15 protein-coding genes and 1 pseudogene are annotated in these 22941 nt (G+C 61.4%); 13 read left to right on the forward strand and 3 right to left on the reverse strand.

Annotated elements, in window-relative coordinates; genetic code table 11:
* Positions 1-67: 67 nt before the first annotated feature.
* Positions 68-4936: an NAD-glutamate dehydrogenase gene (locus HBO10_RS23210; RefSeq protein WP_034126019.1), complete on the reverse strand. Its 4869-nt coding sequence runs from the start codon at positions 4934-4936 to the stop codon at positions 68-70.
* 482 nt (positions 4937-5418) lie between these two features.
* Between HBO10_RS23210 and HBO10_RS23215 the strand changes: the two genes are divergently transcribed.
* The 13 genes and pseudogenes from HBO10_RS23215 to HBO10_RS23265 all read left to right on the forward strand — a co-directional run.
* Positions 5419-5772: a hypothetical protein gene (locus HBO10_RS23215; RefSeq protein WP_034126020.1), complete on the forward strand. Its 354-nt coding sequence runs from the start codon at positions 5419-5421 to the stop codon at positions 5770-5772.
* Positions 5773-6142: 370 nt separating this feature from the next.
* A complete protein-coding gene (locus tag HBO10_RS23220; RefSeq protein ID WP_020301524.1) occupies positions 6143-7102 on the forward strand; it encodes a MoxR family ATPase in 960 nt (319 codons plus the stop codon).
* Between the two features lie 5 nt (positions 7103-7107).
* On the forward strand, positions 7108-8040 hold the full coding sequence (locus tag HBO10_RS23225) for a DUF58 domain-containing protein (protein WP_034126021.1): 933 nt from the start codon (positions 7108-7110) through the stop codon (positions 8038-8040).
* On the forward strand, positions 8037-8531 hold the full coding sequence (locus tag HBO10_RS23230) for a DUF4381 domain-containing protein (protein WP_003190798.1): 495 nt from the start codon (positions 8037-8039) through the stop codon (positions 8529-8531). The genes HBO10_RS23225 and HBO10_RS23230 overlap by 4 nt, the downstream gene beginning before the upstream one ends.
* A complete protein-coding gene (locus tag HBO10_RS23235; protein WP_034126022.1) occupies positions 8524-9612 on the forward strand; it encodes a VWA domain-containing protein in 1089 nt (362 codons plus the stop codon). The genes HBO10_RS23230 and HBO10_RS23235 overlap by 8 nt, the downstream gene beginning before the upstream one ends.
* On the forward strand, positions 9609-11348 hold the full coding sequence (locus HBO10_RS23240) for a tetratricopeptide repeat protein (RefSeq protein WP_034126023.1): 1740 nt from the start codon (positions 9609-9611) through the stop codon (positions 11346-11348). The genes HBO10_RS23235 and HBO10_RS23240 overlap by 4 nt, the downstream gene beginning before the upstream one ends.
* Entirely contained in the window at positions 11345-12985 is a 1641-nt protein-coding gene (locus tag HBO10_RS23245; RefSeq protein ID WP_034126024.1) for a BatD family protein, read from the forward strand. Before HBO10_RS23240 ends, HBO10_RS23245 begins: the two co-directional genes overlap by 4 nt.
* 103 nt (positions 12986-13088) lie before the next feature.
* On the forward strand, positions 13089-13211 hold the full coding sequence (locus HBO10_RS31445) for a hypothetical protein (protein ID WP_254989527.1): 123 nt from the start codon (positions 13089-13091) through the stop codon (positions 13209-13211).
* A gap of 103 nt (positions 13212-13314) precedes the next feature.
* Positions 13315-13437 carry a hypothetical protein gene (locus tag HBO10_RS31450; RefSeq protein ID WP_262378119.1) on the forward strand — a complete coding sequence of 41 codons (123 nt, stop codon included), beginning with the start codon at positions 13315-13317 and terminating at the stop codon, positions 13435-13437.
* A 399-nt stretch (positions 13438-13836) separates the two neighbouring features.
* Entirely contained in the window at positions 13837-15078 is a 1242-nt protein-coding gene (locus HBO10_RS23250; RefSeq protein WP_034126025.1) for an exonuclease SbcCD subunit D C-terminal domain-containing protein, read from the forward strand.
* Positions 15075-18713 carry an AAA family ATPase gene (locus HBO10_RS23255; protein ID WP_034126026.1) on the forward strand — a complete coding sequence of 1213 codons (3639 nt, stop codon included), beginning with the start codon at positions 15075-15077 and terminating at the stop codon, positions 18711-18713. Before HBO10_RS23250 ends, HBO10_RS23255 begins: the two co-directional genes overlap by 4 nt.
* Positions 18710-19303, forward strand: a complete 594-nt coding sequence (locus HBO10_RS23260) for a glutathione S-transferase (RefSeq protein ID WP_060764232.1) — start codon at positions 18710-18712, stop codon at positions 19301-19303. Before HBO10_RS23255 ends, HBO10_RS23260 begins: the two co-directional genes overlap by 4 nt.
* A gap of 199 nt (positions 19304-19502) precedes the next feature.
* A pseudogene (locus HBO10_RS23265) lies at positions 19503-19700 on the forward strand (alpha-E domain-containing protein); the annotation flags it as partial.
* 61 nt (positions 19701-19761) lie between these two features.
* On the opposite strand, the gene HBO10_RS23270 reads toward HBO10_RS23265, so the two are convergent.
* A complete protein-coding gene (locus tag HBO10_RS23270; protein ID WP_034126029.1) occupies positions 19762-19980 on the reverse strand; it encodes a hypothetical protein in 219 nt (72 codons plus the stop codon).
* A 184-nt stretch (positions 19981-20164) separates the two neighbouring features.
* Positions 20165-22900 (reverse strand): hypothetical protein, encoded by a 2736-nt coding sequence (locus tag HBO10_RS23275; protein ID WP_169922118.1) that lies wholly within the window; start codon positions 22898-22900, stop codon positions 20165-20167.
* Between the last annotated feature and the right edge of the window lie 41 nt (positions 22901-22941).

Here is a 22941-nt window from a genome sequence, read left to right on the forward strand (position 1 = left end):
TCGCATTCCAGATCAAACAAAAAGCCCCCGCATCTCACGATGCGGGGGCTTTTGGTTTAGCGAGTCATCAAGCCGGTTGCAACACCGACTGGCCACTCAACGCCAGGTCCAGCAACTCACGGTTGGCCACCGCGTACATGGCGTAGTCCGTGCCCACTGCGGCACGAATTTCCACCATCATGGCGCGCCAGCGATCCGCCATGTCTTGATGCTGCTCAAGCCACAGGGCCACGCGGGCTTCCATGTCTTGTGGTGCATCGGCCATTTGCAGGACCGAGATGGTGATCGCCCGTTGCTGCCAGTCCACGTCATCGCGGAAGGCTTCGCGGGCCTGGGCCTGCCAGTTGTTGGCAACCGGCAGATCGCTGATCTGCTGCAAGTACCATGGCAAGTCCAGGGCGCTGCCGACGGCGAAGTAGGCCTTGGCCACTTCGGCGGCGTCATGCCCGGTCACGTCGGCGGCTTCGATGATCGGCAGCAAGGTGTACAGGTGGGTAGTACCCGCAACCATGCGCGCCAACAACTCCGGTACGCCGGCCTGGGTGTAGGCCTGGTAGCGGTTCTGCCAGCCTTCGCGGGTCGGGCCTTCCAGCAGTTCGTCGAGCTTGAGGCCCAGCGCCGCCAGGTGCGGACCGAAGTGCGCAGTGTCGCGCCCGGCGTCTTGCTCGTTGCGACGGCTGCGCAGGAACCAGCGCGTAGCGCGACGGCCCAGGCGCATCAACTCGTCCATCAGCTCCAGTTGCACGTCAGCGGAAACCTGGTGGTCCAGGGCTTCGATCTGACGGAACCAGTGCGGGAGATGGAAGATGTCCCGCACGATCACATAGGCACCGGCGACGTTCGCCGGGCTCATGCCGGTCGACTCTTTGAGTCGCTGAACGAAGGTGATGCCCATGTGGTTGACCAGATCGTTGGCGATCTGGGTGCTGACGATCTCGCGCTTCAGACGATGGCGACGCATGGCTTCGCCGAACTTGGCCACCAGGCTCGGTGGGAACGCGGTCTCCATGTCACGGGTCAGGTACTCGTCATCCGGTACCAGCGACTTGAGCAATGCTTCCTTGAGGTCGATCTTGCTGTACGAGATCAGCACCGACAGTTCCGGACGGGTCAGGCCCTTGCCGCAGGAGGCGCGCTCGGTGAGCTGCTCCTCGGTCGGCAGGTACTCGATGGCGCGGTCCAGCTTGCCACGGCCTTCCAGGTCGCTCATCAGGCGCTTGTACTCGGCAGCACGCTCGTAAGCCTTGCGCGCGGCCAGGGACAGGGCCTGGGTCTGCTTGTAGTTGTTGCCCAACACCAGGTTGCCGACTTCGTCGGTCATGCTCGCCAGCAGTTGGTTGCGCTGCTTGTCGGTCATGTCACCGGCCTGCACCACTTCGTTGAGCAGGATCTTGATGTTCACTTCGTGGTCGGAGCAATCCACGCCACCGGCGTTGTCGATGAAGTCGGTGTTGGAACCGCCGCCATTGAGGCCGAATTCCACACGCCCCAGCTGGGTCATGCCGAGGTTACCGCCCTCGCCCACTACCTTGCAGCGCAGCTCGTTGCCGTTGACGCGCAGTGCGTCGTTGGCCTTGTCGCCCACATCGGCATGGCTCTCGGTGCTGGCCTTGACGTAGGTACCGATACCGCCGTTCCACAACAGGTCCACCGGCGCCTTGAGCAAGGCGTTGAGCAGTTCGGTCGGGGTCAGCTTGTCGGCCTGGATGTCGAAGCGTTCTTTCATCTGTGGCGAGATGGCAATGCTTTTCGCGCTGCGCGAGAAGATACCGCCACCTTCAGACATGATGCTGGTGTCGTAGTCGGTCCAGGCCGAACGCGGCAGTTCGAACAAACGCTTGCGCTCGACGAAGCTGGTGGCCGGGTTCGGGTTCGGGTCGACGAAGATATGCAGGTGGTTGAAGGCTGCGACCAGTTGCAGTTTGTCCGACATCAACAAGCCGTTACCGAACACGTCACCGGCCATATCGCCGACGCCTACCACTGTGATGCTGTCTTCCTGCACGTTGATGCCGCGCTCACGGAAGTGACGCTGTACACCTACCCACGCGCCCTTGGCGGTGATGCCCATTTTCTTGTGGTCGTAACCAGCCGAACCACCGGAGGCGAACGCATCGCCCAGCCAGAAGCCGTAGTCGATGGCAATGCCGTTGGCGATGTCGGAGAAGGTCGCAGTGCCCTTGTCCGCCGCTACCACCAGGTACGGGTCATCGTCGTCATGACGCACGACGTTGGCCGGCGGCACCAGCGCGCCGTCTTTCAGGTTGTCGGTGATGTCTAGCAGGCCGGAAATGAAGATGCGGTAGCAGGCGATGCCTTCGGCCGCGATCTCGTCCCGGCTGCCGCCCAATGGCAGGCGACGCGGCAGGAAGCCGCCCTTGGCGCCCACCGGCACGATTACCGAGTTCTTCACTTGCTGGGCTTTTACCAGACCAAGCACTTCGGTGCGGAAGTCTTCTTCACGGTCGGACCAGCGCAGGCCGCCACGAGCCACGTTGCCAAAGCGCAGGTGCACGCCTTCGACCCGTGGCGAGTACACGAAGATTTCAAACTTCGGCACTGGCTTGGGCAGCTCGGGGATGGCACGCGGGTCGAACTTGAAGCTGAAGTACGACTTGTTCTGGCCGTTGGCATCGGTCTGGTAGAAGTTGGTACGCAGGGTGGCCTTGATCAGGTCCAGGTAGCGACGCAGAATGCGGTCTTCGTTGAGCACCTGAACGTCGTCCAGGGCGCTGAGGATCGCTTGCTCCAGGCGTTGCTGCTTGTCTTCCAGGTCGTCGGCAGTGAGCTTGCGCGCCAGGTAGAAGCGGGTCTTGAACAACCGGGTCAACTCGCGGGCGATATCGGTGTGGTTGTTCAGGGTGCTGGCGATGTAACCCAGGTCGAAGCCCAGGCGAATCTGCTTCAGGTAACGGGCATAGGCACGCAGCAGCGCCACGTCGCGCCATGGCAGGCCGGCAGTGAGGACCAGGCGGTTGAACGCATCGTTCTCGGCATCGCCATGCACGATGTGCACAAATGCATCCTGCAGGGTGTCGTTGAGTTGCTGGATATCCAGGTTCACGCCTTCGGCGGCGATGAACGCAAAGTCATGGATCCAGAACTCGCGGCCGTTGGCATGGCGCAGGCGATACGGGAACTCGCCCAGCACACGCAAGCCGAGGTTTTCCAGAATCGGCAGCACGTCGGACAGCGCCAGCGGCGTATCGGCGTGGTAGAGCTTGCAATGCAGCTCGCGCTGGCCGGAGACCTGGCCCAGCGGCTGATAGAAGCTCATTACCAGCGGGTTGGCTTCGGTCAGGCTGTTGAGGTGCTGCATGTCGACCACAGCCGAATGCGCGGCGAAACGCTCGCGGTAGCCAGCCGGGAAGCCTTTGGGGAAATCCGCCAGCACGTTGGTGCCCTGGGCTTCGCCGAAGCTTTCCACTACCAGGCTGGCGTAGTCGTCCTGCCAGCTGCGGCAGGCCTGCACCACTTCTTTTTCCAGTTGCAGCGGGTCGATGTCCAGGCGGTTCTTCGGGTCAACCCGCAGAATCAGTTGTACACGGGCAAGCACGGACTCGGAGAAGAAGGTCCAGAACTCGCAGTCCGAGGCCTTCAGACGGTCCATCAGCACTTGCTGGATCTTCTGGCGTACTTCGGTGGAGTAGATGTCGCGTGGCACGTACGCCAGGCAGTAGCAGAAACGACCGTAGGGGTCTTTGCGCAGGAACACGCGGATCTTGTTGCGTTCCTGGATCTGCACAATCGACATCACGGTGCTGAACAGCTCGTCAACCGGAGTCTGGAACAGGTCGTCACGGGGCAGTACTTCCACCACCTGGGCAAGCTCTTTACCCAGGTGCGCCTTGGCCTGGAAGCCCGAACGACGTTCGATTTCCGCGACCTTGCGACGGATGTAAGGGATCACCCGCACGCTTTCGCCGTACACCGAGGAGGTGTACAGGCCCATGAAACGGTGTTCCTTGATAACCTTGCCGTCGGCGCTGATCTCGCGGATCGACACGTAGTCCGGGTAGGCCGGGCGGTGCACGCGGCTTGGGTGGGCGGCCTTGGCGAACGACAGTACGGTCGGCTCGCGCAGGTAGGCCACGGCGTAGTCTTCGATGCGCAGGTCTTCGGCGGTAAGGCCGGCGCGCAGCAGCTTGGTCAGACCGAGGAAAGAGCTGGCGTCATATTCGATATGACCGCCGTCCGCCTCGTCACGTACCACGAACTCTTCGTAGCCCAGGAAGGTGAAATGGTTGCCCACCAGCCATTCGAGGAAGTTCTTGATTTCGGCTTTTTCTTCGCCGTCGATGGCGAACGCGCTGGCGTCGATACCGGCCAGCAGGTCCTGGACCTTGGCTTTCATCGGTTCGAAATCGGCCACAGCCACGCGTACTTCACCCAGCACCTGCTCAAGCTCTTTGCTCAGCACGTTCAGTTCGGCGGCGTTGGCGCAGCGGTCGATCTCCAGGTACATCAGCGATTCTTGCAGGATGCCTTCGCCCTGGGTGCCCTTGGGCAGGATTTCCAGCAGCTCGCCCTTGCTGCCACGACGCACGCTGAGCACGGTGGTTTGCAGGGTATGGATGCTGTAGCCCCGGCGATTCAGCTCGGTGCGTACCGAGTCGACCAGAAACGGCAGGTCATGGTGCAGCACTTCGACCGCGGTGTGGGTCGATTGCCAGCCATGACGTTCGTAATCGGGGTTGTAGACCCGCACTTGCGGTTGGGTGTGATCAAAGCGCTCAAGCAGGCGCCAGGCAGACAGGGTGCAACCGGCCAGGTCGGAAAGGCGACGCTGGGTCAGTTCGTCCAGGGAAATGATGCCGAAGAATTGTTCAGCGAACAGCGCCACTTGTGGCAGTGCCTGTTCACTGAGGTGCTGCGCCAGTGCCGCTTGCAGTTGATGCTGGAAGTCGGCCTTGCTGGCTGCGGTGAAGAACGCCATCTGTGGTACTCCGCTTGGGCTTGTTATTGATGAAAGCGTCGCGTGTTATCCCCTTGCGGGGAGACCGTCAGCTCTGTTCGCTGGTGTGCTGACAAGCACCATAAACGAATCAGGGTGACAGGTGGGTGAAGCTGGACAGGACAGTCAGGTCACATACAACTTCCATACGGCATGCCGTTGGCCAGATGACGATACGACGGGCAGGTCAGGCGCCTGGCACAGGGCACATCCGTTGCGCAGCTTAACGAGTGTAGGAAGAACGCTGCTTGCGACGCTGCGACATATTCGGTCATCGGTAAGCAGGGTGTCGGTTGCAACTTGGGCAACCCAGGATTTTCGGTAGAAAATCTTGCTACTTTGCACACCATCAGTACCAGAAATGACCGATCCGGCCCGTCAGGTCATGCCTGACTTCCGACACAGGATGAAGCACAAAATTCGCCGCAGTGGCACAATTGCCCTCCCCTACACAGGATTGCCCCATGCTGCAGCTGAAAACCGACGCCCTGATGGCCACCCCGTGCGACGACGAAGAAGACAACATGGCCATGCTTTGCTGTCACGGCAAGAACGGCGAAATGTTCATGCTCACCCGTTACCCGGATGAAGACGAAGTGGAGCTGACTTGGGACTACGAACCTTCGACCCTGGATGGGCTGAAAGTGACGTTGGGCGAGACCACCTTATTGATCGAACTGGCGGCCGGCGATGCCGATGCCCTGGGCGGCAAGGACCAGCTGGAGATCACCCACAGCACCGCAGCGTCAGACATGGCCGAAGTGCAGGAAACCCTGCAGAACATCCTCACAGGCACCGGCACGTTCATTCGGACTTGAAACCGGTCACTTGAAACTTCGTCACGACGCTAAATCTGTGGCGAGGGAGCTTGCTCCCGTGACGGCCTGACAGCCGACGCTGATCTGGCTGAGGCACGGCGATCCAAATGTGGGAGCTGGCTTGCCTGCGAAGGTATCGACTCGGTGTGCCTGAATCACCGAGTTGACTGGATCGCAGGCAAGCCAGCTCCCACAGTGACCGTGCTCTACCTACCCAGCTGTTATGCCTCTCACACCGCAATCCTGTAAGTTTCGCCAAAAATACCCATCAAGCCGTTAGTCGCCGCACCCCGCGATGCATTAAAGTAAACGCCCCAGGCCCGGTGTTCTGTCACGACACCCAGGCTCATCTTTCCAGGAACCGTCATCGATGGAACATCGTGAAGCGCTGCTTGCGCTGCGAACCTTTCTTTCTACGCAGATTCTCGGCCAGGAAAAACTCATCGATCGCCTGCTGATCGCCCTGCTCGCTGACGGCCATATGCTGGTCGAAGGCGCACCGGGGCTGGCCAAGACCAAGGCGATCAAGGAGTTGGCCGAAGGGATCGAAGCGCAGTTCCATCGTATTCAGTTCACCCCCGACCTGCTGCCCGCCGACATCACCGGCACTGAGATCTATCGCCCGGAAACCGGCAGTTTCGTGTTCCAGCAGGGGCCGATCTTCCATAACCTGGTGCTCGCAGACGAAATCAACCGTGCCCCGGCCAAGGTCCAGTCGGCATTGCTCGAAGCCATGGCCGAGCGCCAGGTCAGCGTGGGCCGCAGCACTTACGAGCTGTCGCCGCTGTTCCTGGTGATGGCCACGCAGAACCCCATCGAACAGGAAGGCACCTACCCGCTGCCCGAAGCGCAGCTCGACCGGTTCCTGATGCACGTCAAGATCGGCTTCCCGGACGCCGCCGTCGAGCGCCGCATCCTGCAACAGGCCCGTGGCGAAGCATTGAATGGCGAAACCAAGCCCGAGCGCCGGGTCAGCCAGCAGGCCATCTTTGCTGCGCGCAAGGAAATCCTCGGCCTGTACATGGCCGATGCCGTGGAGGAATACCTGGTGCAACTGGTGATGGCCACGCGCACCCCTGCGAAGTTCGATCCGGAAATGGCCGAGTGGATCGCCTATGGCGCCAGCCCCCGTGGTTCCATCGCCCTGGACCGTTGTGCCCGGGCCCATGCCTGGCTGGCCGGTCGCGATTTTGTCAGCCCGGAAGATATCCAGGCGGTCTTGTTCGACGTGCTGCGTCACCGCATCATCCTGTCGTTCGAGGCCGAGGCCGCCGGTGTCGACCAGGACCGCGTGGTGCAACGCATTCTCGACGTCGTTGCCGTCGCTTGAAGTCGATGAACGCAAGCGATGGCATCCGCGTAACCCTCAGTGAATTGATTGAGATGCGCCACCGCGTGCGTGAGGTGCAGTTGTTCTCCACGCCTGGCCAGCGTAGCCCGCTGGTGGGCCTTCATCACTCCAAGCTGCGCGGGCGTGGCGTCGATTTCGACCAGGTGCGCGTGTACCAGGCCGGCGACGATGTGCGCACCATCGACTGGCGCGTGACGGCGCGTACCCAGGAGCCGCACACCAAGCTGTTCCACGAAGAGCGCGAGCGACCGATTTTCATCATGGTCGAGCAAAGTTGCCGGCTGTTTTTCGGCTCGGGGCAAATGTTCAAGTCGGTGCTTGCCGCCCAGGCCGCCAGCCTGATCGGTTGGGCCGCCCTGGGCCATAACGACCGGGTGGGCGGGCTGGTGTTCGGCGACAACGAGCACTACGAGATCAAGCCACGGCGCAGCAAGCAGAGCCTGTTGCAACTGCTCAACCGGCTGGTGCGGGTCAACCAGAGCCTGAACACCGAGCGTCAACCGGAAGCGGATGCCCTGGGCATGGCCTTGCGCCGTGGCCGCGAGGTGCTGCGCCCCGGCAGCCTGGTGGTGGTGATCTGTGATGAGCGCGCCCTCACCGAAGGCGCCGAGCAACAGCTGAGCCTGTTGGCGCGCCATTGCGACCTGCTGTTATTACCGATCTCCGACCCGCTGGACCACGCCCTGCCCGCCGCCGGGCTGCTGCGTTTCGCACAAAGAGGTGCGCAACTGGAACTGGACACACTGAACATCGACCTGCGCCAGGCCTACAAGGCTCAGGCCGAAGCGCGTATCGCCCGCTGGGAACTGCTCGCGCAGAAGCTGCGGCTGTTGTTGATGCCCTTGAGCACCCAGAGTGAAATGGTCGAGCAACTGCGCGAATATCTCAACCCGCAACGCCCGGTTAAAAAACCATGAGCAGCCTGGACCAACTGCAACCGCTGATCGCCCCGCCCGCCATTGGCTTCTGGCCACCGGCACCGGGCTGGTGGCTGTTGCTGCTGGTGATCCCACTGCTCGGTTGGGGCTTGTGGTGGCTGCGCCGTTTCCTGCCGGCCCGCCGCCCTGTGGCCCGCGCCGAACAACCGCTAGACCCGTTGCGTATCGCCGCCCTGGCCGAGCTGGCTTTGATGCCCAAGCCCTACGACGGTGCGCCTGCGGGCGCCTGGCTGCAGCAACTCAACGGCCTGCTCAAGCGCCTGTGCCGTAACGACTACCCTTATAGCCAGAGCCATACCCTCAACGGGCGCAAATGGCTGGCCTTCCTGGACAACCGCTGCCCTGCCGCCGGCCTGACGCGCTGGATGGTGTTGGTGGAAGGCGCCTACAAACCCGAATGCAAGCTCGACGACAAAGCCATCGCCGGCCTCACCCAAGCCGTCGACACCTGGATTCGCAAACATGTTTGAGTTCGCCTGGCCGTGGATCTTCGCCCTGTTGCCACTGCCCTGGGTCATGCGCCTGGTGCTGCCCGTGGCCGACAGCGGCGAACCGGCGCTGAAAGTCAGCTACCTCAGCGACCTCGAAGGCCTGTCCCGCCGCCGTGCCCGCGTCAACCTGCCCGGCTGGCGCCAGCAAGCCCCATTCGTGGTGCTGTGGTTGCTGCTGTTGACCGCCGCCGCCCGCCCGCAATGGCTGGGCGAACCCTTGCCGATTGCTGCCAGCGGCCGGGATTTGCTGGTGGCGGTGGATGTGTCCGGCTCCATGGATTTTCCCGATATGCATTGGCAGGACGAGGACGTCAGCCGCCTGGCCCTGGTCAAGCACCTGCTGGGAGACTTTCTGGAGGAGCGTGAAGGTGATCGCGTGGGCCTGATCCTGTTCGGTAGCCAAGCCTACCTGCAAGCGCCCCTGACCTTTGACCGCCGCACCGTGCGCACCTGGCTGGATGAAGCGCGCATCGGCATTGCTGGCAAGAACACCGCCATCGGCGACGCCATCGGCCTGGCCATAAAACGCCTGCGCCAGCGCCCGGCGCAAAGCCGTGTGCTGATCCTGGTCACCGACGGCGCCAACAACGCCGGGCAGATCGACCCGTTGACCGCCGCGCGCCTGGCGGCCGAGGAAGGCGTGAAAATCTACCCCATCGGCATCGGCGCCGACCCCGAGCAAACCGGCTCCCTGGGCATCCTAGGCGTAAACCCGAGCCTGGACCTCGACGAACCGGCGCTCAAGGCACTGGCCGAGACCACCGGCGGCCAGTATTTCCGCGCCCGAGACGGCGAGGAACTGCTGAAGATCAAGGACACCCTCGACACCCTCGAGCCCGTGGAACAACAACCCACCCAGGCCCGCCCGGCCCAGGCGCTGTACAGCGGCCCATTGGCCTTGGCGTTGGTGTTGAGCCTGTTGCTGGTGATCCAGGAACGCTGGCCGAACAACGCTTTGCAACGCGGCTTCAATAGGCTATCGAGCAGGGGCATTTTTTTGCAGCAACACCCTGAATGGCGCCAGCGTCTGCAGCGCCTGCGTTTGCGGAGGCGTCGATGATCGCGCTGTGGCCGCACTGGTTGCACCCCTGGTGGCTGTTGTTGCTGCCCCTGCTTGGCTGGTTGCTGTGGCAGTTGTGGCACCGGCAAAAGCGCGCCGGGCGCTGGCAGATGATCCTGCCGCCGGCGTTCCATGCCGAGTTGCTCAGCGGTGGCAATGGCCGCGAGAGTAAATCGCCGTGGGTGGTGCTCGGCATCGCCTGGCTGTTGGCCGTGCTCGCGTTATTGGGCCCCAGTTGGCAACGGGTTGAACAGGCCAGCCAGAAACCTTCCGACCCCTTGGTGGTGCTGCTGGAACTGACCCCGGAAATGCTCGCCACCGACAGCCCGCCAAACCGCCTGGAACAGGCACGGCGCAAGCTGTATGACTTGCTGCAAGCGCGCACCGATGCGCAAACAGCCATCATCGTGTATGCCGGCAGCGCCCATACCCTGGTGCCGCTGTCCGATGACCTGGCCACCAGCCGCAACCTGTTGGAAGCCCTGCGCCCGTCGATCATGCCCGAGCCCGGCCATCGTGCCGATCTTGCCGTGGAAAAAGCCCTGGGCCTGCTCAAGCAAGGCGGTCTCGGCCAGGGGCGCCTGCTGCTGATCGGTTCCTCATTGTCCAAACAAGAGCGCCAAGGCATCCGCCTGCAACTGCAAAGTGCCCAGGCTCCAACGTTGTCGATCCTCGGCATCGGCAGTCGCGAAGGTACGCCGGTGACTCAGGAGAGCGGCGAATTCCTCAAGGACGACCAGGGCGCGATCCTGGTGCCGCGCCTCGACAGCCCGACCCTCAAGGCGTTCGCCAGCGAAATGGGTGGCCGCTACCGTGCGGCGCGCCTGGATGACAAGGACCTGCGCCAACTCGGCATGCTCGACAGCGCCCAAGCCCTGCGCGACGACGCCCAACGGCTGCGCCTGGACAGCTGGGCCGATCAGGGTTACTGGCTGCTCTTGCCGTTGTTGCTGCTGGCCGCGTGCGCCGGGCGTCGCGGCTGGCTGTTCTGCCTACCCTTGCTGTTGATGGGCGCGCCGCAACCCAGCTATGCTTTTGGGCTGCAGGACCTGTGGCTGCGCCCCGACCAACAAGGCCAGTACCTGCTCAAGCACAAACGCCCGGCCGAAGCCGCAGAACACTTCCAGGACCCGCAATGGCAAGGCGTGGCGCTGTACGAAGCCGGCAATTACGCCGAGGCCATCAAGCGGTTTGCCCAAGGCAGCGACGCCTATTCCCACTACAACCGCGGCAATGCCCTGGCCAAGGCCGGTGAACTTGAAGCGGCCATTGATGCGTATGAACAAGCCCTGGAAGCCCAGCCCGATTTGCAGCCGGCGCTGAAAAACAAAGCCTTGGTTGAAGCGCTGATGCAGGAGCAAACGCAGCCCGAGCCGGACCCGCCTGCAAAAAACGCAGATGACGAAACCGCCCAACCCGGCCAAACTGCGCAACCGGGCACCAACGCACAAACGGCCCAGGGTGGCGAGCAATCGTCCCACGGCCAGGGCGAAGCCGGCACGGGTGAGACTCAGCCAAACGCCCCGCCACAGGCCGGCGGCAATGAAGTGCCAGGCAGCGAACTGGGTAACGAGCAGACCACCACGCCGCCACTGCGCCCTGCCGACACGCGCCTGGAGGGCGAGCGCCGCCAAGCACTGGAGCAATGGTTGCAGGAGATCCCGGACAACCCCGGCGAGCTGTTGCGCCGCAAATTCTGGTACGAACAGCAACAACATCAGGACACCACTCGATGAGCCGCCGCACCACCCTTTTGCTCCTGCTCGCGTTGTCGGCAGGCCACGCCCAGGCGGCGGACCTGGTCGCCAGCGTAGACCGCAGCCGCCTCAACTCCGGGGAAACGGTGGAGCTGACGGTGCAATCCAGTGATGTGACCCAGTTTGGCAAACCGGACCTGTCGCCCCTGGACGCGCAGTTCGAAGTCAGCGGCACCCGCCAGATCAACCAACTCACCACGCTGGACGGCGACAACCACGCCACCACCCGCTGGATCATCACCCTGCTGCCCAAGGTGAACGGCAACGTGGTGATCCCGCCGCTGCAGGTGGGCGCGCTCAAGACCCAGCCGATCACCCTGCAAGTGGTGGAAAGCGCCAGCCAGAACACCAGCGCCGAACTGGCCCCGGTGTTCATCGAAGCCAGCCTCGACCAGACCAGCGTGTACGTCCAGGCCCAGGCCCTGTTGACCGTACGCGTGTACCACTCGGTGTCGCTGTATGACGACAGCAGCCTCACGCCCTTGCAGATACCGGATGCACGTGTCGAACAACTGGGCGAATCACGCACCTATGAAAAGGTCATCAACAGCATCCGCCATGGCGTGATCGAAACCCGCTACGCCCTCTACCCGCAACACAGTGGCGCCGTGGTGATTCCGGCGCAGACCTTCAGCGCCACCCTGGTGGAATCGCGACCGCCCCAGGAAAACACCCTGCAGGGCACCAAGCCGGGCAAGATGATTCATGTCAGCTCTGCGCCCCTGCCCTTGACGGTCAAACCCAAACCGGACGCCTACCCCGCCGACACTCCCTGGCTGCCCGCGCGCAGCCTGACCTTGAGCGAAGGCTGGAACCCCACGCCGGACCACGTGCAAGTCGGCGACTCCCTGACCCGCAGCCTTACCGTGGAGGCCGAAGGCCTGTCCAGCGCACAGCTGCCGGCGCTGCCCGGCACCGAGGTCAACGGCCTGCGCCGCTACCCCGACCAACCAGTGATGGCTAACCGTACCAGCGACCGCGGCCTGACCGGCAGCCGTGAAGACCGCGAAGCCCTGGTGCCGACCCGCGCCGGCGAGCTGGAACTGCCCGCCGTGGAAGTGGTGTGGTGGAACACCCACGAAGATCATCTGGAACGCACCAGCCTGCCGGCGCGCACCGTGCAAGTGGCGGTGAACCCCAGCTTGGTGGTGGACACCCCGGCGACACCGACCATCATCACCGCCCCCGATGATGACCGCCTGTGGCTGTGGCAACTGAGCACACTGATACTGGCCTGCACCACCCTGCTGGGCTTTGGCCTGTGGTGGCGCGCACGCCGGCAACCGGCGGTACAACGCGCCGCGCAAACCGGCCCCAGCCCACGCACCCTGCTCGACGACCTCAAGCGCGCCACCCAGGCCAACGACCCTCATGCTACCCGCCAGGCCCTCGACGCCTGGGCACGGCAACAGCCGGAAACGCTGGCCGACATGGCCGCGCGGTTTGTGCCGCTGTCCGATGCCCTGGATGGGTTGAATGGCGCGTTGTATAGCGAAAGCGGCCAATACTGGTTGGGTGACGACCTGTGGCGTGCCATCAAAGCGATCCCCGTGGCCGAACGCGAGCAAGACCCGGCCACCGACACCACCAGCTTGCCGCCGCTCTACCCCAAGTAACCCCCGAGCCTGCTCGTTCCCACGCTCTGCGTGGGAATGCCGCCCCGGACGCTCCGCGTCCAGGTTTCACGCCCTGTGCAACGGTGACGCAGAGCGTCACGGGATGCATTACCACGCAGAGCGTGGGAACGATCAATGGCGCGCCATCAAGGCGATCCCCGTGGCCGAACGCGAGCAAGACCCGGCCACCGACACCACCAGCTTGCCGCCGCTCTACCCCAAGTAACCCCCGAGCCTGCTCGTTCCCACGCTCTGCGTGGGAATGCCGCCCCGGACGCTCCGCGTCCAGGTTTCACGCCCTGTGCAACGGTGACGCAGAGCGTCACGGGATGCATTACCACGCAAAGCGTGGGAACGATCAATGGCGCGCGATCAAAGCGATCCCCGTGGCCGAACGCGAGCAAGACCCGGCCACCGACACCACCAGTTTGCCGCCGCTCTACTCCAAGTAACCCAGCCTCAACCAACACCACAAAACCCTGTGGGAGTGGGCTTGCCCGCGATGGCGGTGTAACAGTCGGCAGATGTGCTGGCTGATACTCATCCATCGCAGGCAAGCCAGCTCCCACAGTGGATCTGCGTCGCCTGATCGACATGGCCCGCACCCTCGCCGACCGTGCGCTCGATTGCCACGCCATAACCCCCTAGGAGCGAGCTTGCTCGCGAAGAACTCACAGGCGCCGCGTTTATCCAGGAAACACGCGTTATCGTTGACGTTTTTCGCGAGCAAGCTCGCTCCTACAATCAGCCATCAGGGCTGGCCCACACTCCGTTGATCGCGTCAGCCATGAGTCCACGCGCACTTTTACAGGTAAACTCCCCTCCTTTTCATCTTCTCCACGGAGTTCGCCTTGCGTCTGTTTCATACCTCCGACTGGCACTTGGGCCAAAACCTCCACGGCCAGGAACGCGACTTCGAACACGCCTGTTTCCTTGAATGGCTGCTGGGCCAACTCAAGGCCCAGCGCCCGGATGTGCTGTTGATCGCCGGCGATATCTTCGACACGGTCAACCCGCCGCTCAAGGCCCAGGAGCGCTTGTATGACTTCATCATCAGCGCCCACGAACAACAGCCGACACTGACCATTGTGATGATTGCCGGCAACCATGACTCCGGCTCGCGCATTGAGCTGCCTGCGCCTCTGATGCGCCGCCTGCGCACCCATGCCCTGGGCCGGGTGCTGTGGCTGGATGACGGGCAACTGGATGCCGACCGGCTGCTGATCCCGCTGCCCAATGCCAAAGGCAAGATCGTCGCCTGGTGCCTGGCGCTGCCCTTCCTGCGCCCGGCGGAAGTCACCGGCGCACAGCTGGGCGATGATTACCTGCGCGGCATCGGCCAAGTGCATGAATGGCTGATCGCGGCGGCCAATGCCAAACGCAAAAAGGGCCAGGCGCTGATAGCCATCAGCCATGCGCACATGGCCGGTGGGTCGGTATCCGAAGACTCCGAACGCAGCCTGATCATCGGCAATGCCGAGGCGCTGCCTGCCACACTGTTCGACCGAAGCGTGGCGTATGTGGCCCTCGGCCATTTGCACAAACCGCAAAAGGTCAATGGCGAGGAGCGCATTCGCTACAGCGGCTCGCCAATCCCCCTGTCGTTCTCCGAAATCGGCTACAAGCACCAGATTCTCGACGTGACGTTCCAGGGCGAAAGGCTGGTGGGCTGCGAACCGATCCTGATTCCCCGCTCCGTCAACTTGCAACGCCTGGATGCCGCGCCCTTGGCCGATATCCTCAAGCAACTCGGTGAGCTGCCCGACATCGACCTGCTCGCCGAAACCCAGCGCCACCCCTGGCTGGAAGTGCGCGTGCGCCTCGACGAGCCGCAACCGGACCTGCGCCAACAGATCGAAACCGCCCTGCAAGGCAAGGCCGTGCGCCTGGTGCGTATCGCCGCCGAGTATGCCGGCACACGCGGCAGCGCAGAGGTAGACGATGCGCAACTGATCGAACTCGACCAGCTCACGCCCCAGGAACTGTTCAGCCGCGCCTGGCAGGACAGCTACGGCAGTGAAGTGGATGAACAGACCTTGAAGGACTTCGCCGTGCTGCTCCAGGAAGTGCAACAGGAGGGCGAACAGCCATGAAGATCCTCGCCATCCGCCTGAAAAACCTCGCCTCCCTGGCGGGCCCGTTCGAAATCGACTTTACCGCCGAGCCCCTGGCCAGTGCGGGTCTGTTCGCCATCACCGGGCCGACCGGCGCGGGTAAAAGTACCCTGCTCGATGCGCTGTGCCTGGCGCTGTTTGGCGCGGTGCCGCGCCTGGGTGACACCGGCCAGGCCAAGATGCCGGACGCCGACACGGATATTTCCATCGGCGACCCGCGCACCCTGATTCGACGCGGCACCGGTGGTGGCTATGCCGAGGTGGATTTTGTCGGTGTCAGTGGCCGTCGCTACCGTGCGCGCTGGGAAGCCAACCGCGCCCGTGACAAGGCCAGCGGCAAGTTGCAGAACAGCCGGCAAAGCCTGATCGACCTGGACAGCGACCAACTGTTGGCCAGCCAGAAAACCGAATACAAGACCCAGCTCGAATTGGCCCTGGGCCTGAACTTCGAACAGTTCACCCGTGCAGTGCTGCTGGCGCAAAGCGAGTTCAGCGCCTTCCTCAAGGCCAATGACAATGAGCGCAGCGAACTGCTGGAAAAGCTCACCGATACCGCGCTCTACACCCAGCTCGGCCGCCGTGCGTTCGATAAGGCCAAAGAGGCCAAGGACGCCCACAAACAGCTGCAGGACCAAGCCACCGGCGTGGTACCCCTGGCCCCCGAAGCCCGCGCCGAGCTGGATCAACAGTTGGCCCACGCCCAGCAGCAGCTCAAGACCCAACAAGCCCAGCTCAAGCAGCTGGAGTTGCAGCACACCTGGCTCAAGGAACTGCGTGAATGGCAGGAGCGCCATCAACACGCAGTGGAGCAACTGCAACGCGACGAAGCAACCTGGGCCAGCCAAGGCCAGCAACGCCAAGACCTCAGCCTGCTGGAGCAGTTGGCACCGCAACGCCATCACTTCCTGCGCCAGGCAGAACTCGGCACCCTGCTGACGCCCCTGGCGGCACAGATTGCGCAGCACCTCGAGCAACAAACCGCCCTGCATTCCCGCCAGGAACAGGCGCAACACCAGCAAGTGGCCGCCCTGGCAGCACTGGCCGAGGCCCTGAAACACCAGGCCGACGCCGCACCCCTGCTGCGCCAGGCCATCGAAGAGCAAAACACCCTCGCCCATGTGAGCCGCGAACTGGTCAAGCGCAACGAGGAAAAACACCAGCACGAAAGCGCCTGCACCGAAGGCCAGGCCCTGCTCGACGGTTTGCAACACACCCAGGCCCAAGGCACCGAGCGCCTGCAACGCCTGGCCACCGAGCTTGAGCACAGCGCCGCCCTCGCGCCGCTGAGCGATGCCTGGAACGCCTACCGTGACCGCCTGCAACAGTTGGTTTTGATCGGCAATCGCCTCAACCAAGGCCAGGCCGAGCTGGGGCAACTCGAACAGCGCGCCAACGCCGCCAGCGAACAGTTCACCCAACAGCGCGAAGCCCTGGATTTGCTCTACCATGAGGCCGGTGCCGAACCGCACGCGGTGGCCGAACAAATCCAATTGCTGGCCAGCCTGCTGCAAGACAATCGCAAGCAACAGCGCGCCTTCGAAGACCTGGCCCGCTTGTGGGACAGCCAGCAACAGTTGGATCAACAGGCCGCTGCGCTCACGCAAAGGCTTGCCGAGGCCGCGCAAAAACGCGAACAACTGAACCAGACCGGCCTGCAAACCAAGGCCGAACTCACCGTTGCCGAACAAACCCTGGCGGTGACCAAGCAACTGCTTGAGCGCCAACGCCTGGCCCGCAGTGCCAGCGTCGAGGAATTACGCGAGCAGTTGCAGGATGACCAACCCTGCCCGGTGTGCGGCAGCCACGAACACCCCTATCACCAGCCTGAAGCCCTGCTGCAAAGCCTGGGCCGCCATGATGAAAGTGAAGAGGCGGCGGCGCAGAAAGCCGTCGACAGCCTCAAGGAAAAACTTACCGAACTGCGCGGTGAAGTCGGCGGCCTGATCGCTCAGCAAAAAGAGCTCCTGCAACAGCAGGAACAGTTGGCCACGCAGCAGCAGGGTTTGGCACCGAGCCTGCAAGCCCACCCGCTGTCTGCCTCGCTGTTCAATCAGGACGCCGCCAAGCGCAGCCCTTGGCTGGCCCAGCAACTGGCCCAATTGACCCAAAGCATCAGCCAGGACGAACAACGCCAAGGCGCCCTGCTCAACCTGCAACAGAACGCCGGGCGCTTGCAGCAACAATTACAAGCGGCCCAGGATGCCAGCCAGCAAGCCCGGCAATTGCTGGTGGACCAACAGCGGCAACTGGCCGGCGACCGCGAACGCCTGGAGGCGGAACTCAGCGCCTTCGCCAACCTGCTGCCCGCCCAGACGCTGGAAGGCTTGCGCAGCGCACCTGCGGCGACCTTCATGCAGCTCGACCAGCAGGTCAGCCAGCGCCTTGAGCAGTTGGGCCATCAACGCGATGAGCAGGCCGAGCAGCAAGAGCGCCAACAGGCCATCGAGAAACAACACACCCACCAACAGCATCGTCAGCAGCAACTCGACGCTGTGAATCTGCAAGTCGCCGAGCTGGCCGACCAGCAACACGCCGTCCAGGAAAAACTCCGCGCCTTGCTAGGGGATTCCCCCAGCGCCGAACACTGGCAACAGCAGCTGGAGCAAGCCGTCACGCAGTCGCGCCAAAGCGAGACCGACGCCAACCAGGAACTGCACGCCGTGCACACGGCGCAAGTACAGCTGGCCGCCGACCTCAAGGCCCAGCAGCAACGCCAGCAGGCATTGGAAGCGGAGCAGCACGCCCTTGCGACACGCATCGGCGAATGGCGCGCCCAGCACCCAGACCTGGAGGATCAGGGCCTGGCACGCCTGTTGGCCCTTGATGAAGCCCAGGTCGCGCAGTTGCGTCAGCACCTGCACAGCAGCGAAAAGGCCGTCGAGCAAGCCAAGGTTCTGCTGCACGAGCGCGAACAGCGCCTGGCCGAACACCAGGCCCTGCACAACGGCAACCTGGAGGCCGAGCAACTGGACGCCACCCTGGCAACGCTTGACCAGCAACTGCTCGAGGGTGAGAAACACTGCGCCGAACTGCGCGCACGCCAGGCCGAAGACCAGCGCCGCCAGAATGCCAACCAGGCCCTGGCCGAACAGATCGCCAAGGCTTACGAGCAGTGGCAGCGCTGGGCACGCCTGAATGCGCTGATCGGCTCGGCCACCGGCGACACCTTCCGCAAGATCGCCCAGGCCTACAACCTCGACTTGCTGGTGCACCATGCCAACGTGCAACTGCGCCAACTGGTGCGCCGCTACCGGCTTAAACGCGGCGGCAGCATGCTGGGGCTGCTGGTGATGGACACAGAGATGGGCGATGAACTGCGCTCGGTGCATTCGCTGTCCGGTGGCGAAACTTTCCTGGTGTCGTTGGCACTGGCGTTGGGGCTGGCCTCGATGGCGTCGAGCACCTTGAAGATCGAGTCGCTGTTTATCGACGAAGGCTTTGGCAGCCTTGATCCGGAGTCGTTGCAATTGGCGATGGACGCTCTGGATGGTTTGCAGGCCCAGGGCCGCAAGGTGGCGGTGATCTCCCACGTACAGGAAATGCATGAACGCATTCCGGTGCAAATCCAGGTCCAGCGCCAGGGCAATGGCTTGAGTACCCTGGAGGTCAAGTGAACGAAGCGCTGCTTTATTCGTTCCGGCGCTGCCCCTATGCAATGCGGGCGCGGCTGACCTTGCGTTACTCAGGCGTTCCTGTGCGAATCATCGAGGTGAGCCTCAAGGCCAAGCCAGCCGAGATGCTGGCGCTGTCGCCCAAGGGTACGGTGCCGGTGTTGAGTGTCGAAGGTCGAGTGATCGAGGAGAGCCTGGAGATCATGCAATGGGCGCTGGCGCAGCACGACCCGGATGATTGGCTGCTGCAAGGTGACCCTGCGGTGCTGGCGTTGATTGACGAAAATGATCAGGTGTTCAAGCATCACTTGAATCGATACAAGTATGCCGAGCGCTACCCGGAGCAGCCGATGGAGCATTATCGGGCCGAGGGTGAGGGGTTCTTGCAGAAATTGGAAGGCTTGCTGGCGGAGCGTGAGTACTTGCTCGCCGAACACCTGAGCCTGGCGGATGTGGCGCTGGCGCCGTTTGTGCGGCAGTTTGCTCATGTGGATCGGGAGTGGTTTGCGGGGACGCCGTATCAGCGTTTGCAGATTTGGTTACAGCGGTTCCTTGAGTCCCCACTGTTTACCGCCGTGATGGCAAAGCCCTGAGGCCGATACACTCAAGTGTGGGAGCTGGCTTGCCTGCGATACTGACGACTCGGTGCAACTGAAACACCGAGTTGATGCCATCGCAGGCAAGCCAGCTCCCACATTTGACCGTCGCTCAATTCCAGTTCAGGACCGGGTCTTGTTATCTAGCATCAAGTATGGGGCAAACCCGCTTTTGAATCAGTCCGTGTTCCACGAATTGTCGTCATTCGAGGCATACACCGAGCTGTCTCCCAATGCCTTGAATGCCCGCTCGGTGTCGGAACTGCTGCTGTTGCGCAGCGACGTGCCGCGCTCGCTGCATGCGTGTATCGGGGAGTTGAGCCATATGCTCGCGGACCTGCAGGGCAGTTATGGGCGCACGGCGCAGCGGTTGGCGGCGGAGTTTGAAGCGCGGCGCTGATGGTGGCGTAGTCGACAGTCAAGGTGATGTCGCGGTCCACCTCGCCAGGCTGAACTCAGTGCAAAACCTGTTGAGATCCCCAGGCCAGAGTGATCAGGTCATAGGCACGCATGTTCAACCAGTAGCGAATGATGATCTTGACCCCCGCCAGTGCCTGCTCCTGATTGACGCCATGCAGCAAGATCTCCGGTGGGATCGCATACACCAACCCCTGGTGGCTGGGCAGACTGTCTTTGTCTTCGCCACCGGGGCGAGACCGGCTGACCCGTAACAAATTGAGAGCATACGAAACAGAATTATTTTAAATAAAACTGCACCCCACTGCCATGACACTGATTAATAAATCACTTGTCCTCTCTTAAATTTCGATAAGGCTGCCCCTTACGCCATTCATATCAAGAAACATACGGAGCAGACTTATCTTTAAATAGGCCTGCCCCGCATCACCTCCCCTATCATTATAAAAGACGCAGATGAATATTATCAACTTGTAAAGAGTCAAGGCTGGCGTCATGTGTATCAAATACCAGCGAAACACGTATAGGTTTTCCTGAAGATTGTGTTCCCGCGGTAAAACTCCCAATATATACAAACCACGCCCCAATATTAGTATAAGATGCGTTATATTGCGCATCCTCCACTAGCACCGTCGCAATGTAATTGGAACTGACGCGCTTCACTTCAAACGAGAACTTATACCGCCTGCCGGGCTGCAAATTGCTATAGTATTTATCCAGCCTTACTCTATAAGTGGAGTCGCGCTTTAGCCCCAAGGCCAAGTAATAATTACCCTCTAGGAATTTAATTTCAGCTGACTGGCCAAAAGACATACTCCAGCCATTCATACTATAATTATTAAATGTCGTCAGATCATAAAAAGTGGCGTGCTTAACAATAAAATACAGCGTATATGGAATGTGAATTAAAGCTGAATCGACACCGGAAGTAAGTAGCACACTGAACATCATTTGAAGATTGGTGTTATGGTCCAATCTCTTCAAGTACGCCTCATAACTTAAAGTAACTTCCCACCACCCTTGGCTGACCCACGTTGGATTCACCTTCGAGCTGCCACCATTCCAAATTGGAAAACGAAGAGGAATTCCCCCCGAAACACCTCGGAGTTCAAGAAGCACCTCTTGACCAGAAGTGATAAACGGCCAGGTGCCGATCCGAATTGTCCTATTCGCCGTACCGCTTGAAAGATCCAATATTTTGGTTTGCGGGTCTGCCTCATTGATACGGACAATAGTATTGTCCAGCACGGTTACCGGAATCAGCGTCACCGTCACCGTCAACACCTGGGACGATACAACCTTGCCGTTGCGGGTCACTTCGTAATCAAGGGTGACCGTCCTGTTGGCAGTACCACCGATGTTGGCGGCAATCGCGGCCTTGGTAATATCAAACGTGACTTTGCCCGTCGCTACCCCATTCTTGGCCGGGATCACCGGAGAACCCGCTCCGGCCGTGCCCACCATCGTCACCTTGATGCTGTCTGTGGTGTACATCGGTGTGTACTCCACGGACACCGTGGCGCCGTTTAGGGCATTCATGGGCGCGAGCGTTACCGAGGTGCCAGTGCCACTTGCCTGGATCAACTTGGGAACAGGGAATTCTGCCGGCAGTGTGTTAACAGTGTATTCCACTATCGGGAAGATGATGGCGTCAGCCTCGGCTTGACTAGATGAAAGCGTCGCCTTGAACTGAAGTTTCAGTTTCGTATCATGACCCAGTTCAAGGAAGTACGAGGCGGCGACGCGTTGATCATAGAAACCATTGCTGAACCACCCAGCAGTCACCGCGTTGCTCGCCAGAGTCCATACCTGCAGCTCATGTACCGATCCATCGGCCTTGAAGCCACTCAATAACATGGCTACCGGTTGGAAGCTCGCGATAAACGGCCATGACCCAACGCGTAGAGTTTTATTGGTAACCGATCCACTCAAATCCAGGACTTTGGTAGCAGCATCCGCTTCATTTATCCGGATCACTGTCTTTGCCAACTCAGTTGTCGGTATCGGTGTCACCGTCACCGTCAACACCTTGGACGCAACCACCTTGCCGCTACGGGTTACGTCGTACTTAAGCGTGAGCGTCTTGTTGGCATTGCCGACGTTGGCGGCAATCGCGGCCTTGGTAATATCGAACGTGACTTTGCCCGCCGTTACCCCATTCTTGGCCGGGATCACCGGAGAACCCGCACCGGCTGTCCCCACCATCGTCACCTTGATGCTGTCTGTGGTGTACATCGGTGTGTACTCCACCGACACCGTGCCGCCGTTTTGTGCATTCAACGGCGCCAGGGTAACTGAGGTACCCGTCCCCGTGGCCTGGGTCAACTTGGGAACAGGGAATTCTGCCGGCAGTGTATTAACAGTGTATTCCACTATCGGGAAGATGATGGCGTCAGCCTCGGCTTGACTAGATGAAAGCGTCGCCTTGAACTGAAGTTTCAGTTTCGTATCATGACCCAGTTCAAGGAAGTACGAGGCGGCGACGCGTTGATCATAGAAACCATTGCTGAACCACCCAGCAGTCACCGCGTTGCTCGCCAGAGTCCATACCTGCAGCTCATGTACCGATCCATCGGCCTTGAAGCCACTCAATAACATGGCTACCGGTTGGAAGCTCGCGATAAACGGCCATGACCCAACGCGTAGAGTTTTATTGGTAACCGATCCACTCAAATCCAGGACTTTGGTAGCAGCATCCGCTTCATTTATCCGGATCACTGTCTTTGCCAACTCAGTTGTCGGTATCGGTGTCACCGTCACCGTCAACACCTTGGACGCAACCACCTTGCCGCTACGGGTTACGTCGTACTTAAGCGTGAGCGTCTTGTTGGCATTGCCGACGTTGGCGGCAATCGCGGCCTTGGTAATATCGAACGTGGCTTTGCCTGTCGCTACCCCATTCTTGGCCGGGATCACCGGAGAACCCGCTCCGGCTGTCCCCACCATCGTCACCTTGATGCTGTCTGTGGTGTACATCGGTGTGTACTCCACGGACACCGTGGCGCCGTTTTGTGCATTCAACGGCGCCAGGGTAACTGAGGTACCCGTCCCCGTGGCCTGGATCAACTTGGGAACAGGGAATTCTGCCGGGAGTGTATTGACGGTGTACTCCACCACCGGAAAGCTGATCGCCTCGGCTTCAACCTTGCTAAGACTGACGGCGGCTTTGAATTCCATCCTCAATTTTGTGCCATGGCCCAACCCATCGAGGTAAGTGT

The sequence above is a fragment of the Pseudomonas sp. WS 5503 genome (assembly GCF_012985385.1).
Classification (GTDB): domain Bacteria; phylum Pseudomonadota; class Gammaproteobacteria; order Pseudomonadales; family Pseudomonadaceae; genus Aquipseudomonas; species Aquipseudomonas paracarnis.

Bases quoted from the DNA above. Each gene is read 5' to 3' on its own strand.
- HBO10_RS23210 (WP_034126019.1), bottom strand. From the start codon at position 4,936: ATGGCGTTCTTCACCGCAGCCAGCAAGGCCGACTTCCAGCATCAACTG.
- HBO10_RS23215 (WP_034126020.1), top strand. From the start codon at position 5,419: ATGCTGCAGCTGAAAACCGACGCCCTGATGGCCACCCCGTGCGACGAC.
- HBO10_RS23220 (WP_020301524.1), top strand. From the start codon at position 6,143: ATGGAACATCGTGAAGCGCTGCTTGCGCTGCGAACCTTTCTTTCTACG.
- HBO10_RS23225 (WP_034126021.1), top strand. From the start codon at position 7,108: ATGAACGCAAGCGATGGCATCCGCGTAACCCTCAGTGAATTGATTGAG.
- HBO10_RS23230 (WP_003190798.1), top strand. From the start codon at position 8,037: ATGAGCAGCCTGGACCAACTGCAACCGCTGATCGCCCCGCCCGCCATT.
- HBO10_RS23235 (WP_034126022.1), top strand. From the start codon at position 8,524: ATGTTTGAGTTCGCCTGGCCGTGGATCTTCGCCCTGTTGCCACTGCCC.
- HBO10_RS23240 (WP_034126023.1), top strand. From the start codon at position 9,609: ATGATCGCGCTGTGGCCGCACTGGTTGCACCCCTGGTGGCTGTTGTTG.
- HBO10_RS23245 (WP_034126024.1), top strand. From the start codon at position 11,345: ATGAGCCGCCGCACCACCCTTTTGCTCCTGCTCGCGTTGTCGGCAGGC.
- HBO10_RS31445 (WP_254989527.1), top strand. From the start codon at position 13,089: ATGCATTACCACGCAGAGCGTGGGAACGATCAATGGCGCGCCATCAAG.
- HBO10_RS31450 (WP_262378119.1), top strand. From the start codon at position 13,315: ATGCATTACCACGCAAAGCGTGGGAACGATCAATGGCGCGCGATCAAA.
- HBO10_RS23255 (WP_034126026.1), top strand. From the start codon at position 15,075: ATGAAGATCCTCGCCATCCGCCTGAAAAACCTCGCCTCCCTGGCGGGC.
- HBO10_RS23275 (WP_169922118.1), bottom strand. From the start codon at position 22,900: ATGGAATTCAAAGCCGCCGTCAGTCTTAGCAAGGTTGAAGCCGAGGCG.